Annotated in this window: 13 protein-coding genes; 7 read left to right on the plus strand and 6 right to left on the minus strand. The window is 46.7% G+C overall.

The features are described 5' to 3' along the window. Positions 1-195: 195 nt before the first annotated feature. Positions 196-1533, minus strand: a complete 1338-nt coding sequence (purB, locus tag FHW36_RS09755; protein ID WP_145666317.1) for an adenylosuccinate lyase — start codon at positions 1531-1533, stop codon at positions 196-198. A gap of 120 nt (positions 1534-1653) precedes the next feature. Here purB and FHW36_RS09760 point away from each other — a divergent pair, with 120 nt between their 5' ends. Together FHW36_RS09760 and FHW36_RS09765 are read left to right on the plus strand one after the other, a co-directional pair. Continuing rightward, positions 1654-2406: a menaquinone biosynthetic enzyme MqnA/MqnD family protein gene (locus FHW36_RS09760; protein WP_145666320.1), complete on the plus strand. Its 753-nt coding sequence runs from the start codon at positions 1654-1656 to the stop codon at positions 2404-2406. Positions 2407-2535: 129 nt separating this feature from the next. Further along, positions 2536-3195 (plus strand): NADPH-dependent F420 reductase, encoded by a 660-nt coding sequence (locus FHW36_RS09765; RefSeq protein WP_145666324.1) that lies wholly within the window; start codon positions 2536-2538, stop codon positions 3193-3195. 51 nt (positions 3196-3246) lie between these two features. Here FHW36_RS09765 and FHW36_RS09770 read toward each other — a convergent pair whose 3' ends face one another. Next, positions 3247-4884: a M1 family metallopeptidase gene (locus FHW36_RS09770; protein WP_145666327.1), complete on the minus strand. Its 1638-nt coding sequence runs from the start codon at positions 4882-4884 to the stop codon at positions 3247-3249. A 45-nt stretch (positions 4885-4929) separates the two neighbouring features. Here FHW36_RS09770 and FHW36_RS09775 point away from each other — a divergent pair, with 45 nt between their 5' ends. Then, a complete protein-coding gene (locus tag FHW36_RS09775) occupies positions 4930-6573 on the plus strand; it encodes an ABC transporter substrate-binding protein (RefSeq protein WP_145666330.1) in 1644 nt (547 codons plus the stop codon). A 110-nt stretch (positions 6574-6683) separates the two neighbouring features. Continuing rightward, positions 6684-7463, plus strand: coding sequence for an acyl-CoA desaturase (locus tag FHW36_RS09780; protein WP_145666333.1), 780 nt, complete (start codon positions 6684-6686; stop codon positions 7461-7463). A gap of 83 nt (positions 7464-7546) precedes the next feature. On the opposite strand, the gene FHW36_RS09785 is transcribed toward FHW36_RS09780, so the two are convergent. The 4 genes from FHW36_RS09785 to FHW36_RS09800 are packed head-to-tail and all read right to left on the minus strand — an operon-like array spanning position 7547 to position 11111. Next, positions 7547-8140, minus strand: a complete 594-nt coding sequence (locus FHW36_RS09785; RefSeq protein WP_186452373.1) for an HAD-IB family hydrolase — start codon at positions 8138-8140, stop codon at positions 7547-7549. After that, positions 8137-8868 (minus strand): SDR family oxidoreductase, encoded by a 732-nt coding sequence (locus FHW36_RS09790; protein WP_145666339.1) that lies wholly within the window; start codon positions 8866-8868, stop codon positions 8137-8139. Before FHW36_RS09790 ends, FHW36_RS09785 begins: the two co-directional genes overlap by 4 nt. 24 nt (positions 8869-8892) lie before the next feature. Continuing rightward, entirely contained in the window at positions 8893-10224 is a 1332-nt protein-coding gene (locus FHW36_RS09795; protein WP_145666342.1) for an FAD-binding oxidoreductase, read from the minus strand. Next, positions 10224-11111, minus strand: coding sequence for a decaprenyl-phosphate phosphoribosyltransferase (locus tag FHW36_RS09800; RefSeq protein ID WP_145666345.1), 888 nt, complete (start codon positions 11109-11111; stop codon positions 10224-10226). Before FHW36_RS09800 ends, FHW36_RS09795 begins: the two co-directional genes overlap by 1 nt. 109 nt (positions 11112-11220) lie before the next feature. Here FHW36_RS09800 and FHW36_RS09805 point away from each other — a divergent pair, with 109 nt between their 5' ends. The 3 genes from FHW36_RS09805 to FHW36_RS09815 all read left to right on the plus strand — a co-directional run bounded on the left by FHW36_RS09805 (position 11221) and on the right by FHW36_RS09815 (position 14643). Then, positions 11221-12852, plus strand: coding sequence for a hypothetical protein (locus tag FHW36_RS09805; protein WP_145666348.1), 1632 nt, complete (start codon positions 11221-11223; stop codon positions 12850-12852). A gap of 277 nt (positions 12853-13129) precedes the next feature. Further along, positions 13130-13744, plus strand: coding sequence for a CGNR zinc finger domain-containing protein (locus FHW36_RS09810; protein WP_145666351.1), 615 nt, complete (start codon positions 13130-13132; stop codon positions 13742-13744). After that, positions 13741-14643, plus strand: coding sequence for an EamA family transporter (locus FHW36_RS09815; RefSeq protein WP_145666354.1), 903 nt, complete (start codon positions 13741-13743; stop codon positions 14641-14643). Before FHW36_RS09810 ends, FHW36_RS09815 begins: the two co-directional genes overlap by 4 nt. The last annotated feature ends 121 nt before the right edge of the window (positions 14644-14764 follow it).

Here is a 14764-nt window from a genome sequence, read left to right on the forward strand (position 1 = left end):
CAGGTGATTTATGCTGTTGTTATCTGTAACAACAGGAAGGGGAGAAACAGAAAATAGGAATTAATACAAGAACGCGTTTGTTTAACCTAAGCGCAGTAATGCACTGAAACGTATTGATCGCAGAAATTGCTTTCGGGAGTTAACAAAAAAGCTCCGTCCCAGGGACGGAGCTTTTTTTATGATAGAGGTATAAGCTTACCACAAACCGGTATAGTTATGTGGCGTAATGGCTTTCAGTTCTTTCTTCAGCGCTGCGCTGATCTTCAGTCCATCAACAAACTTGTGCATACTTTTCTGCGTAATCTGTTCTCCGCCACGGGTCAGCTCTTTCAGGGCTTCATAAGGTTGCGGGTAGTTTTCACGACGCAATACCGTTTGAATGGCTTCTGCCACTACTGCCCAGTTGTTTTCCAGGTCGTCTTTCAGCTTGGCTTCGTTCAGGATTAATTTGCCCAATCCCTTCTGGATAGATTTGGTAGCCAGCAGGGTATGACCAAAGGGAACGCCCAGGTTACGCAATACCGTAGAATCGGTCAGATCGCGCTGTAAACGGGAGATAGGCAACTTGGCGCTCAGGTGTTCGAAGAGGGCGTTCGCCAATCCCAGGTTACCTTCTGCGTTTTCGAAGTCGATCGGGTTCACCTTATGCGGCATCGCAGAGGAACCTACTTCATTTTTCTTGATTTTCTGCTTGAAGTAGTCCATGGAGATGTAAGTCCATATATCGCGGCAGAAATCCAGTAATATCGTATTGATACGTTTGAGCGCATCGAATTGCGCGGAGATATTATCATAGTGCTCAATCTGCGTGGTATATTTCATACGTTGCAGGCCCAGCGTGGTATTCACGAATTTCTCACCGAATTTTTCCCAGTTGATTTTAGGGAAAGATACATAGTGTGCATTGAAGTTACCGGTAGCACCGCCAAACTTAGCGGCAAAAGGAATATGTCCCAGCAGGTTCACCTGGCCTTCCAGGCGCTCTACAAATACCAGTATTTCTTTACCGAGAATGGTAGGCGAAGCGGGTTGTCCGTGGGTACGGGCCAGCATCGGCACTTTCATCCAGGATTCACCCAGTTTCCTCAGCTCCAAGATCAGGTTGGCCATGGCCGGCATATATACGTGCTCGATCGCATCTTTCCAGAAGAGAGGAGTAGCGGTATTGTTCACGTCCTGGGAAGTGAGGCCGAAATGTACCCATTCCAGTTTATCTTCCAGTCCCAGGTTTTTCAGTTCATTCTTCAGAAAATACTCCACTGCCTTTACATCGTGATTGGTAATCTTTTCTGTGTCTTTAATCAGCTGTGCATGCTCGATAGTGAACTCCTGGTAAATTTTACGCAGGGCAGCGAATTTGGCTTTGGGCAGTGTAAACAGCTTCTGCTCCGACAGTGCAATAAAATATTCCACCTCTACCATCACACGGTAACGGATCAACGCAAATTCAGAAAAATAATTGGCCAGCTCGTCCAGTTGCTTGCGATAGCGCCCGTCCAGCGGAGAAATGGCAGTTAAAGGTTGTAGTTGCATATTCGAGTATTACAATTAACGTTTTTAGTGGCAAGAAGTCACATTTACCCGCCAACAAATATTCATTTGGAACTTGTTAACCGGGATTTAATTACTTTTGCAGCTTCAAAATTACTGAAATTGGAACGGAAAGTAAAAGTTGCGGCTGTAAGTTATTTGAATACGAAGCCTTTATTGTATGGATTCAGGAATCATCCGGTGATGGAGATGATGGAGTTATCGATGGATTATCCGGCTAAGATAGCCCAACAGCTGATAGATGGAGAGGTAGATGTAGCCCTGGTGCCAGTGGCTATTATTCCGGAACTGAAGGAATATCATATCATAGCAGATTATTGTATCGGCGCAGAAGGACCAGTGGCCTCTGTTTGTTTATATAGCGATGTACCTCTGAATGAAATAAAACGGATTTATCTGGACTACCAAAGCCGTAGTTCTGTAGCGCTGCTGCAGGTGCTGGTACGCGAATACTGGAAACTCGATGTGGAATTTGTAGATACCGACGGCGATTACCAAAGCCTGATTAAGGGTACAGATGCCGGCCTGGTGATTGGCGATCGTGCACTAGCCCAGCGTAAAGTATCTCCATATATATATGACCTGGCAGAAAATTGGGTGCGCTTTACCAGCCTGCCTTTTGTTTTCGCTGCCTGGATCAGTAATAAGCAGCTGCCCGCCGAGTTCATAAAGGAGTTCAATAACGCTACCAGCCTGGGTATTAAGAATATCCCGGCAGTAGTGGCGGAAAATCCTTACGATATCTACGACCTGGCTACCTACTATATCCATAACATCAGTTATCCGCTTACTCCCGCTAAAAAACAGGGAATGCAACGTTTCCTGGGATACCTGTTGCAGGAGCAAAAAGCATAAGGTATAAATATTAAAAATAAATACAATATATTAGTTGCCGTCTTAACTAAGTTGCTTAGGGCTGAAAGCCCTAAGCTTTCAGCTTTTTTAGTTACCTTCATGTTTCGCACTATCCTTAAATAATTGCGCATGAAAATTGGTATCCTTGGAAGCGGTCCGGTAGGATTAACCCTCGGTGTAGGGCTTATTCAAAATGGACATGATGTTACTATCGGTACCCGGAATCCCTCCAGGGAATCGTTGCAGCAATGGCTGAAGAAGCAGGGAAAGCAAGCCATGGCAGGTACTTTCAGACAAGCCGCCGAATTCGGTGAAATGTTATTGATCTGTACCAGCTGGGGTGGCACACAAAAAGCCATAGAAGCCGCAGGCATCTGGAATTTCAAAACCAAAACCGTGGTAGATGTCACCAATCCCCTGGATGGCAAAGGCCCCGATGACTACGGCAGACTCACCTTCACTATCGGCCATAATAATTCCGCCGGCGAACAAATCCAGGCCTGGTTACCTCCCGACGCCAACGTGGTGAAAGCCCTGAGCTGCATAGGCCATGAACGCATGTTTTTACCCAACTTCCGCGAAGGAGCACCCACTATGTTTATCGCCGGCAATAACGACGCTGCAAAAAAAGAAGTCACCGATTTATTATTCCAGATAGGATGGGAGGATGTAGCCGATATGGGGAGGATTGAAATGAGCCGGAGCATAGAGCCCCTTTCCATTTTGTGGGCGGCATATGGTTACCTGAATAACAGCACTTCCCACGCATTTAAATTGCTGAAGGGATAAAAAAAGGCCCACCGGCAGAAAACCACTTTCCCGCAGATGGGCCATGATACCTTATTGTACTTGCTTCGTGTGAATATAAAAATTCTTATCTACTTCAAAATCCTTCATATTACTCAATGTAACGCCGGAACTACGCCATAACGTTCCCGGATATATTAATTTATAAGCGTTGTCGCTTAGCTTTACTTTTACTGGCATATTGAAATCCTTTACATCCGTTACCCAGCGGTATTGCACCTGTTGGCCTTTAAATCGGTATTCCAGTGTGGGAACGGTTGTATGACGCAGGTATTGATCAAACACTTTGCTCAGATCCATACCTACCGCGTTACTCATATATTGCTCTATTTCTTTGGTGGTCACCGTTTGATGATAAAAGGTCTTATTCAGTCCCCTCAGCATTTGCCGGAAGGCCTCATCGTTTTCCATGATCTGCCGGATACTATGGATCATGTTGGCTCCTTTGTAATACATATCTCCACTGCCTTCTGCGTTTACGCCATAGGGCGCAATGATAGGCACATCATTTTTAATGTTCTTCCGGATGCCTTGCAGGTATTCATTTGCCGCCTTCAGTCCATACTGGCATTCTGTAAAAAGTGTTTCAGAATAATTGGTAAAGGATTCATGTATCCACATGTCTGCCAGGTCTTTACTGGTAATGCTGTTCCCAAACCATTCGTGCCCGCTTTCATGGATAACGAGAAAATCCCATTTTAATCCCCAGCCGGTGCCGGAAAGATCGGTGCCTTTATAACCCATCTTGAATTTGTTGCCATAAGCTACCGCGCTCTGGTGCTCCATACCCAGGAAAGGCGTTTCTACCAGCTTGTAACTGTCCTGGTAAAAAGGATATTTACCAAACCAGTATTCGAAGCATTTCAGCATAGGTTTCACTACCTGGAAATGTTCTTTGGCTTTTTCTTCATTGTAATCCAATACCCAGTAACCCAGTTCCAGCTTGCCGCCCTCTCCGGAGTAACTGTCTTTCATCTCTATATAATTACCAATATTAATGGCCACATCATAATTATTGATCGGGTTGTTTACCTGCCATATATAGGTATGGGTGCCATCACCGTTTTCAACGGTTTTCTTCAGCTGGCCGTTGGATACATCCACGAGTTCATTGGGCACGGTTACGTTGATCGTCATAGCTTCCGGCTCGTCGCTCTGGACATCTTTATTGGGCCACCAGATGCTGGCGCCGATCCCCTGTACTGCGCTGGCTATCCAGGGACGGCCTTTCTCATCCTTTGCCCATACGATGCCACCATCCCAGGGCGCATTTTTAGCTACCCGGGGTTTACCACTATAGAATACGGTGAGCTGTTTCTTCTTATCTTTTGTCTGGGGAGATGACAACCGGATAAACCATGCATTGCCATCCCGGGTAACGGACAGGGATTTCTTGTCCTGTATAACGCTGTCTATCACCATCGGCGTTTGCAGATCTATCTGCAGGAGAGTGTCGGGTTTCAGCACCTTATAGGTAATGGTGTTGAAACCGCTGAAAGTACTGTCTTCTGTGTTGACAGTTACGTGCAGGTCGTAGTGAATAACGTCCCACCATACACGCTGAGGAGCGTTGATATTGCCCCGCAGGCTATCCGCCCGGGTGAAGTGTTCCTGGGCGCTGGAGGCCAATGTTGCCAACAACCCTATACAAAGCATTGTGATGCCACGCATATTTATTCGTATATTTTAACCTGAAAGATATTAATTTACTGCCAAATGAAAAGTTGTTATTGTCAGGCGGTTATAATTAAATGGGGGCTTGTCCTCCTCAGCGGCTTATGGTGGGTAGCCTGTAAGCCGTCGGAAAAACGGTCGTTGCCCGTATTCCGGTACAACAGTACCTATACGATTGCCAGCCTGGACCCTGCCTTTGCCAAAAGCCAGGAAGTAATATGGGCGGTAAAGCAGTTGTATAATACCCTGGTGGAACCCGACAGCAACCTGGAAATCCGTCCTTCACTGGCCAGGCAATGGCAGGTGTCGGCCGATCACCGCACCTATACTTTCGATCTGCGTACCGATGTCTATTTCCACGACAGTGATATTTTCCCGGGAGGGAAAGGCCGCCGTATGACAGCCCACGATGTGGTATATAGCCTAAAGCGTATCATGGACCCGGCCACGGCATCCTCGGGCTCCTGGATATTCAACGGCAAACTCAGCGCCGACAGTGGATTCAGCGCCCTTAATGATTCTACGTTTTCCATTACCCTGTACCGGCCTTTCCATCCGATACTGGGTATTCTCAGCATGCAATACTGCTCCGTGATACCGCATGAGGCAGTGGAGAAATACGGGAAAGACTTTCGCAGCCACCCCTGTGGTACCGGTCCTTTCCGCTTTTTCTTCTGGGATGAAGGCCAGGCCCTGGTACTGCACCGTAATCCTGATTATTTTGAGAAAGACGAAAAGGGACAGCGTTTACCATACCTGGAGGCTGTACAGGTAAGCTTCCTGGAAAGCAAAGCATCGGAGTTCCTGCTCTTTCGCCAGGGCCAACTGGATTTTATGAATGATATCGACGCTTCGTTTAAAGATGAGGTATTGACTAAACAAGGCCGCCTGCGAAAGGAATGGGAGGGGAAAATGGTACTCAGTAAACATCCCTACCTGAATACCGAATACCTGGGTATCCTGGCCGACAGCGCCAATCCCCTGGTAGGTAACTCGCCCCTGCGTTTCAGGAAAATAAGGCAAGCCATCAACTACAGTATAGACCGTATTAAAATGATGACCTATCTGCGCAACGGCATAGGCACCGCAGCCACCTCAGGATTTGTGCCGGCGGGTTTGCCCTCATTCGATTCCAGCCAGGTAAAGGGATATCCCTACAACCCCGGGTTGGCCCGGCAGCTGCTAAGGGAAGCAGGTTATCCCGACGGGAAAGGATTGCCGGTAATCAAGTTGCTGTCTATCCCCATTTACGCTGACCTGGCCAACTATGTAGCCAACCAGGTGCAGGAGATAGGAATCCGCGTGCAGGTAGAGGTAGTACAGAAAAGCCTGCTACTGGAGCAAACCGCCAAATCCCAGGCGCTCTTTTTCCGGGGTAGCTGGATTGCCGACTATCCCGATGCAGAAAGCTACCTGGCAATGTTCTACAGCAAGAACCCGGCGCCTCCCAATTATACGCGCTACAACAACCCGGCTTTCGACCGCCTGTATGAGCAGTCACTGGAGGAAAACAACGATAGTATTCGTTATAAGCAGTACCAGGCCATGGATAACATGATTACTTCAGATGCCGCCGTGGTACCCCTGTTTTACGATGAGGTGATCCGGCTGGTACAGCCGAATGTAACCGGGCTTATAGGTAACGGTATGAATATGTTGGAGTTACGAAGAGTAAGGAAATATTGAGATTAAAACTATTTTAACGTTTCCTTCACCAACGGGAACGCTTTTTTATGGGTTTATCAGTCAAATTAGCGTACCTTTGGCGCTTATTTGTCACTTTACAAAGTATAGAAATGACGGCGATCCTGATATTCTTTTGTGTGCACTGGTTCTTTTCCTTGTTTTTTCACACATTCTATTTACACAGGTATGCATCTCACCAGATGTATACTACCAGCAAGTTCTGGGAGCGTTTCTTTTATTTCAGCACCTGGTTTTTCCAGGGATCTTCTTACCTGATACCAAGAGCTTATGGGGTAATGCACCGCATGCACCACGAGTTTAGCGATACCGAACATGACCCGCATTCTCCACACTTCTTTAAAGATGTTTGGGGTATGATGGTACAGACCCGCAAAATTTATAATGGTTTTGTAACCCGCACAAACGTAGTAGATCCTAAATTCACTGCAGAACCATTACCAGAATGGGATGCTATGGATAAATTCGGCGACAGCAACATTACCCGCTTCACATGGATGGCTGCTTATGTAGCTTTTTACGTGGTATTTGTACCTGCTGGTATGTGGTATCTTTATTTATTGCTGCCTATCCACTTCCTGATGGGACCTGTACAAGGAGCTATCGTTAACTGGTGCGGTCACAAATATGGCTACCAGAATTTTGATAACAACGATCATTCCAGGAACACCTCTCCATGGGGGATAGTGTTACTCGGAGAACTGTTCCAGAATAACCACCACAAATTTAAAGACAGTCCTAACTTTGCCAAGAAATGGTATGAGCTGGATCCCAGCTACCAGGTAATGAAGTTGCTGAACTTTGTGGGTATTATTAAGCTGAAACCTGCGCTGGTTACACCTGCACAGATGAAGCAGGCTAAGGCCGCCTGATGAAAGTGTACAATCAATCTGTTACAATAATAAAAATGCCCTGCCGTAATGGTAGGGCATTTTTTATGTCGTGAAGTACTGATTTACATACGCCGGAAAGGCTTATACTCGGTATGTTGTGCCAGTGCCAGCATGGGCCTGTCGCCTTTGGTATCGCCATAGGCATATATTTCCTGGAAATGCTCCAGGTGATATGCCTGGCGGATACGGTTTACCTTTTCTTCTCCATTACAGTTGAGTCCCTGTATCTTCCCGGTAATTACTTTATTTTTTACTTCCAGCCGGGTACCCAGGCAAACAATGTTTTCCCGCCTGCACCAGGAAGCTACCCAGTCCTGCGCCGAAGCGGTTACCACTACCACATGATGTCCCTGTTGCTGATGCTTTCGTATAGCCGTCAACGCCAGGGGACGGATCAGTGCGGGTAATCGTTCCCGGGAAAATTTTTCACAGCCTGCCGTGAATTCAGCGATTGGCATATCTCCAAAAAAATAACCCAATACCTGTTCCTTTAATTCCTGGGCCGGCATCGTTTTCAAAAAGTACCGGATAAACGCCGGCGCCAGTTGTACTACACCAGCATACATAGCTGCCCGGCCCCTGTGGAACTTAATAATTTCCCAAAGGGTATCTTTATGGGTGATGGTACCGTCGAAATCAAAAAAGGCGATGGTCACAAGGATAGTTTTTTGAAAATGCTTTCGGGAATAAGTTTGATAATGAGCATTATATATCTCCAGTGCCACTTAATATACAGCACATTTTTCTTTTTCTCTATTCCTTTAAAGATTGCGAGGGCCACCGTTTCCGGCTGGGCAGTCAGTAATGGGGGCAAGGTAAGGTGCTGCGTCATCCGGGTATTTACAAACCCCGGTTGCACACTCATTACGTGCACGCCACTACGAAAAAGACGGTTCCTCAGTCCACTCAGGTAAGCGGTAAAACCAGCCTTGGCACTGCCATATATATAGTTGCTTTGTCTTCCTCTTTCACCGGCAACAGAGCTGATCCCCACAATAATGCCCTGTTTCCTATCGGCGTAACTGTTGGCTACCACGTTGAGAATGGATACAGCCCCTGTATAGTTGGTGTTGATAATGTTGACTGTTTCGTCCCATTGTTGCTGCGCTTTTTCCTGGTCGCCGAGGTAGCCAAACACACAAATGGTAATATCTGGCGTTGCAGGCAGCCCTGAATAAAACGCGGCATGCGAGGTAAAGTTGGTGGCATCAAAGGCATGAGTGGTAACGGTAACGCCATAACGTACCTGCAAATCCTGCTGTTGTGGGATAAGAGTGTCGGCAGCCCGTGCTGCTAACTGTATATTATATTTTTCGGCAGCAAACTTCCGCGCAATGGCGATGGCCATATCGGAACCCGCGCCTAAAAGTAAAATGGTCGGCATGTGGTGTTTCGTTAATAGGGTATACTATTTAGTCAATGACAAACGCTCCGATTGGAGGGATTCAAACCGGGCGTTGGTATTATATTGCTTCACAATGTCAGCAAACCTGCCGGCATTGGGATAACTGTTCCAGAATATCTCCCGCTTCATCCGGGCATCTTTAGACAGGTATAGTCTGCCTCCATATTGTAATACAATTTCATCCAGCTCATCCAGGAATTCAAACAGCCCTTTTCGTATAGGAAAATCCAGGGCCAGTGTATAACCCTCCATCGGAAAGGAGATAAGGCTTTCCTGTTTACCAAATACTTTTAATACCGCCAGGAAGGAACCCCAGCCTTTGTCGCTGATGCGTTTGAGAATGGCAATCAGTCCATCTTTCTGTTCCAGGGAAACGACAAACTGGTACTGTACAAACCCGGCTTTACCATATCCCCGGTTCCAGTGAAGGATGGCGTCGAGGGGGTAAAAGAACGGTTCGTATGGAATGACCTTATGCATTTCCCTTTTATAGTTCTTCCCGTAATACAACCAATTAAACGCCTTTACCGTAAAAGTGTTCAATACAAAAGAGGGAAGGTTAAAGGGCAGGGTCAGCTTTCGTTTAGCCGGGAGCGTAAGGGGCGCCTTCTGTTGCGCTGCGCTGAGCTCTTCCGGAGTGGCATGTTCGCCTACGATGAGAATACTGCGCCCAAAGCTATCGCCCTTTTGCAGGCAATCGATCCAGGCCATGGAGTAGGTATAGTGCTTATATTCTTCAAAAAGCCGGATCACTTCCTCCAGGTTTTTTGCTTTCAGCTGAGTTTGACGGATATAGGCGGTAGAGATTTGCTTTAAACCGAATTTCACCCGGGTAATAACGCCGGTGAGCCCCATGCCGCCACAGGTGGCCCAGAATAGGTCGGGGTGTTGACTGGCAGAGCAACAAATGGTTTCGCCGGAGCCGGTGAGTATATCCATATCGATAATGTGGCCGGAGAAAGCACCATCCACGTGATGGTTCTTTCCATGTACATCTGAGGCAACAGCGCCGCCTACAGTAATATATTTAGTGCCAGGCGTCACAGGTAAAAACCAGCCTTTAGGAACGATGATATCAAGGATTTGATCCAGGGTTACGCCTGCCTGTACATCCATAATGCCCTTTTCAACGTCGAAGGCCAGCATTTTATCGTATTTCAGCATAGAAATGCTGTGCTCCCCGAGGGAGGCATCTCCGTAACAACGTCCATTACCACGCGCTATCATATGGGTATTGGCTACCACATACTCCCGGAGTTGTTCTTCCTGGGTAAAGGCATTTTCGTCGCTGGTAATAGCCGGGTAGTTACCCCAATTCGCTAACCGTTTTTGCATTATTCAAAAAATGTTTTGTCTGTCGGTAAATAAATTAAAATATAAAAATTAAGCACCCACAGGAATATGGTTAATTGAATAAAACGGTCTTTATATAGGATTTTAGTGGGAGAGCCAGTATTGTTCTCCACGTAGGTTATTTGCAAATATCGTAATAATCCGCCAATTACAAAGAGTGTGGTGTAATATAGGCGATAGGTCTTAAACCGGAGCTGGGTTTCGGGCGAAATGGTATACATTAAATAACATACAATGATAACCGCTGATACCAGCGCTAACATCACATTGAGAAAGTCCATATTATACCCGGAGGCCGCTTTCCGCATCTCTTTGCCGGAATCCATTTTTATCAGGATATCGTCCCTGCGCTTGGCGATCGCCATAAACAGGGCCAGCAGGAAGATCATGATCATCAGCCACTCTGATATCGCTACCTCGGCAGCTACACCGCCCGCCTTCACCCGCAGTACAAATCCTACGGATAGGATCATGATGTCGAGGATAGAGATGTTCTTCAGCCCGAAGCAGTAAGCCAGGTTCATGATAAAATAAAGACCCAACACAAACGCGAATTTCTCTCTCACCAGGCAGGCAATGGCAAATCCTCCCGCCACACACCATACAAAGAGCCATAATGCTGCCGTAGTAGAAATAGCCCCAGAGGCCAGCGGTCGTTTACATTTCACAGGATGCAGCCGGTCGGCGGCCACATCGCGGTAGTCATTTAAAATATAGATACTGCTGGCTACTAAACTGAACGCAACAAAAGAGATCAGCAGCTGTACGAGTTTGGCGGTATTGAAGATTTCCCCTGCAAAAAAAAGCGGAATAAAAAGGAATGCATTTTTTATCCAGTGTTTTGGCCTGAGTAATTGAATGTATTTCATGGGGAACTAAAAAGTTGATTCTGACAGGCCAAGATACAATTTATTCAATTACTTTTGCCACCATTCACATTACCGGATTATTACAAATAACCGCTAATCCCAATTTTCTATGTCGCTTATTTCCCTAAAGGACCGCAAGTGGTCCATTACCGAAAGCATTATTATTATCTTACTGGCATTAGTCCCCCTTTTTGTTACTTTCCCTTACCGGGTAAATATATTCCTCTCATGGGAAGGTGCCTATCGGCTGTCGTCCGGGCAAATCCCCTATAAGGATTTTGGTACGCCACTGGGGTACGGTTACTGGATTATTCCCGCTATCTTCTTCAAAATCTTTGGACCTGAGCTGATTACGCTGGTAAAAGCCCAGGTGTTTATTAATATTATTGCTGGTTTTGCTTTCCGGTCCATTCTCAAAAGCCTGGATCTGCCCAAAGGGGCACGGCTGCTGTCGGTGCTGGTTTTTGTATTGTCTTATTCATTCTTCAACTTCTGGCCCTGGTACAACCACACAGTGATTGTATATGAACTGGTAGGTATCAGTTTTCTCCTGAAAGCCTTCTTTTCGAATAGCCGTCAACGTAGTTATGCCTGGATGGCGGGTGCCGCATTTTTCGTCTTCTTGTCTATCTTCACCAAGCAAGACGGCGGTGGTATGGCCTTCATGCTATGCCTGGTACTACTGGCGTATAACTGCTTCCAGACAAAGCGCTGGATCGACTTCCCCGTGTTCATTGGGGCATTTATCCTGATAGCGGTGTTTATGATTAAACCGTTGATGCCGGGTTTTGCTTATTGGTTTAATCATGGGCAGCCACCTCACAGCTCACGGTTAGCCATGAACGATTTTACCGATGAAATTATGGGCGGTTCCGACTGGATCAAGGGCTACCTGGTACTGGTGGTGCTATGCCTCGTGGCCAAAGTTAGACAATGGAATACCTGGCTGCTGCAACGCAGGCAGGTGTTGTTTGCGTTGTTGACCCTGGGTATTTTAGGCGAAGCGGCTATTTTCCAGGTGACCAGCTATACGCCGCCCGACAACAATATTTTCTTCCATAGTTTTGCTTTTGCCTTCATAGCTACTTACTTATGCGAGCTGTTGAAAGTAGATATCAGCCGCCCGAAGGCGATGCTGGGGGCTACGTTGCTGGTGCTTTTCTGGTGGTCGGGTACCTGGTGGAAGTATGTAGGCCGGTTTGCCGATCGCCTGTTCCCTACACATGAAGTCGCTGATGCCCATAATCCTAACCATGAGAACGTGGTAAACCGGCGCAATTTTATGTTGAATACCGACACCATCGACATCCCGGTGTCTTCCTGGGTGTTTTCCAGCCTGAAGCCATTCCGTAAGGTATATATGCCCGAATCGACCGTAAAAGGTATGGACCGGGTATTGGCGCTGCCAATAGTAAAAGAGAAGAGGGAAAACATCAAAGTGCTGAATATGACGGAGCTGACGCCATTAGCCGCAGCGATGCCCTATAAACTGGAAACCGGTCCGGATTATCCCTTATGGTATCACCTGGGAGTAGGAATGTTTAACCGACAGTTAGCCACCTTTAAACAGAAGGTACAGGAAGGTCACTACGACCTCGTGTTGTTTGAATATGCTCCCAACCTGAACAACTTTTTCCCCTTCGCCCTGAGGGAGGAGCTAAAGAAAGACTACCACCAGGTAGATACATTTTATGCTCCCCGGAGACCAGTAAATGCAATTATTGAAGTATATGTTAAATAAATAATGTATCTTTAAAGTGCTCCCGAAAGAATCGGCGGGAATTTGAAGTTCCGGCAGATTAAAATACTATCATCAACATAGGAAAAGCAGCTCTTTAAGAGTTGCTTTTTTGTTTTAAAATGAAATGATTTTCAGCTATTTATATGTATTTTGTTTAAGTAGGGTTTTAAATAACAAAATTCACCATTTTATCCCCATTTTTTATTAACCAGTAAAATAAGTTTTACCGGTTAATATTTAAATTTATCTTTGATGTACCAGGTCAAATTATAGGAATATGTCTGCTCAGAAATCTATCGCTGACCTCCGGCTGAATGGTGGTATTTTGTGCCTTGATTTTGTCAATACCATCAGCAACCGGAAGAAGCTGCCGCTCATAGATTACCTGCATCACTTCAAAGATGTATTGCAATGGTATGGACATACCGGTAGCTTACCCGCCAAAACGATCCATACCTTGGAGCGGTTGGCAAAAGACTATCCCCAAAAGGCGGCCATTGTTTTTGAGAAGAGCATAGCATTGAGGGAATTACTGCATCGGCTGTTTCTATGCAAGGCATCCGGCAAACGCCCGGCGCCGGCAGATTTATTTCAGTTCAATAGCTACATCGGCGAAGCCTATGCTAACATTGAAATAGCCTGGGTGTCTGGCGCGGCCCAGTTACAGTTCAACGCGCCTGCCCTGGAACAGGTATACTGGTGGCTGGTAAAATCGGCGGTAGATTTGTACACGGCCGATAAGCCCATGCCGGTAAAGGAATGCCCCGCTTGCGGATGGCTGTTCCTGGACAAAAGCAGGAATGGGTCCCGGCGTTGGTGCAGTATGAGCACCTGCGGCGACGTAGACAAAGTAACCCGGAGTTATCAGCGAGCTAAAAAGAAATCGTTATGAGTAAGGAAACAGGGAGTAGTATATCTTCTAAACTAATCTTTTGCCTGCTGGCAGTATATATTATCTGGGGCTCCACTTATCTGGGTATGAAGATCGCCACCAAAGTGGTACCGCCCTTTATGCTGTCGGCGATGCGCTTTTTGCTGGCAGGAAGCCTGTTAGGGGTGATTGGTTATGTAAAAGAGAGAAGCTGGCCGGACCGTCGCCAATTCCTATCGGCTTGTGTGGTCGGTATTGCGCTGATAGGCATTGGCAATACTACCGTCGCATTGGCGGTTCACCATATGCCTTCTGGACTGGTAGCCCTGATGGTAGCAGCTATGCCCGCCTGGATCATGGGGATGGACTGGGCATTTTTCAGCCGTAAGCGCCCGTCTTATTTAACCATATTGGGTATTGTGGTTGGTTTCGTAGGGTTGTTCCTGTTATTCAATCCCTTCCATGTACAGGAGAACCGCAGCTTTCCCTTATGGCCAGTGGCCATTGTAGTAGTGGGGAATATCTGCTGGGCGGTCGGGACGCTATTGGTACCGCGACTGCCAATGCCTACCCAGATTACCAGCACCGCTGTCCAGATGCTGGCAGGCGGTGTATTTTCTTTCCTGGTAAGTCTCGTTTTTGAGCCGGGCGCCATAGATACTATTCCTTTTATGACTACAGAAGGATGGCAGGCTTATTTTTATCTTGTATTCATCGGATCATTGGTAGGTTATACTTCTTATAGCTGGTTGTCGAAAAATGCGCCGCCCCGGCTCACGGCCACCTACGCCTATATCAATCCCATAGTAGCCTTATTTCTCGGCTGGGCTATCGGGCATGAAGACATTAGCGCCATGGTAGGCGTATCAGCTACCGTTGTTATTTCGGGTGTCATTCTCATGACATTGGGGCGTCGTTGACCGATCCCTACTGGTGGCCGATCTTAACCTGTTTTTCAGTATTTCCGCTTTCTTTTCCGTACGATAATGTTTATCTTGCCAACTTCACATTTTACAGGTGTAGCCCTTATCCAGCTCTGGA

The sequence above is a fragment of the Chitinophaga polysaccharea genome (assembly GCF_007829335.1).
Taxonomy (GTDB): domain Bacteria; phylum Bacteroidota; class Bacteroidia; order Chitinophagales; family Chitinophagaceae; genus Chitinophaga; species Chitinophaga polysaccharea_B.

Excerpts from the sequence above, each read along its gene's own strand:
- purB (WP_145666317.1), bottom strand. The coding sequence starts at position 1,533 with ATGCAACTACAACCTTTAACTGCCATTTCTCCGCTGGACGGGCGCTAT.
- FHW36_RS09765 (WP_145666324.1), top strand. The coding sequence starts at position 2,536 with ATGAAAATTGGTATCCTTGGAAGCGGTCCGGTAGGATTAACCCTCGGT.
- FHW36_RS09770 (WP_145666327.1), bottom strand. The coding sequence starts at position 4,884 with ATGCGTGGCATCACAATGCTTTGTATAGGGTTGTTGGCAACATTGGCC.
- FHW36_RS09775 (WP_145666330.1), top strand. The coding sequence starts at position 4,930 with ATGAAAAGTTGTTATTGTCAGGCGGTTATAATTAAATGGGGGCTTGTC.
- FHW36_RS09780 (WP_145666333.1), top strand. The coding sequence starts at position 6,684 with ATGACGGCGATCCTGATATTCTTTTGTGTGCACTGGTTCTTTTCCTTG.
- FHW36_RS09790 (WP_145666339.1), bottom strand. The coding sequence starts at position 8,868 with ATGCCGACCATTTTACTTTTAGGCGCGGGTTCCGATATGGCCATCGCC.
- FHW36_RS09795 (WP_145666342.1), bottom strand. The coding sequence starts at position 10,224 with ATGCAAAAACGGTTAGCGAATTGGGGTAACTACCCGGCTATTACCAGC.
- FHW36_RS09800 (WP_145666345.1), bottom strand. The coding sequence starts at position 11,111 with ATGAAATACATTCAATTACTCAGGCCAAAACACTGGATAAAAAATGCA.
- FHW36_RS09805 (WP_145666348.1), top strand. The coding sequence starts at position 11,221 with ATGTCGCTTATTTCCCTAAAGGACCGCAAGTGGTCCATTACCGAAAGC.
- FHW36_RS09810 (WP_145666351.1), top strand. The coding sequence starts at position 13,130 with ATGTCTGCTCAGAAATCTATCGCTGACCTCCGGCTGAATGGTGGTATT.
- FHW36_RS09815 (WP_145666354.1), top strand. The coding sequence starts at position 13,741 with ATGAGTAAGGAAACAGGGAGTAGTATATCTTCTAAACTAATCTTTTGC.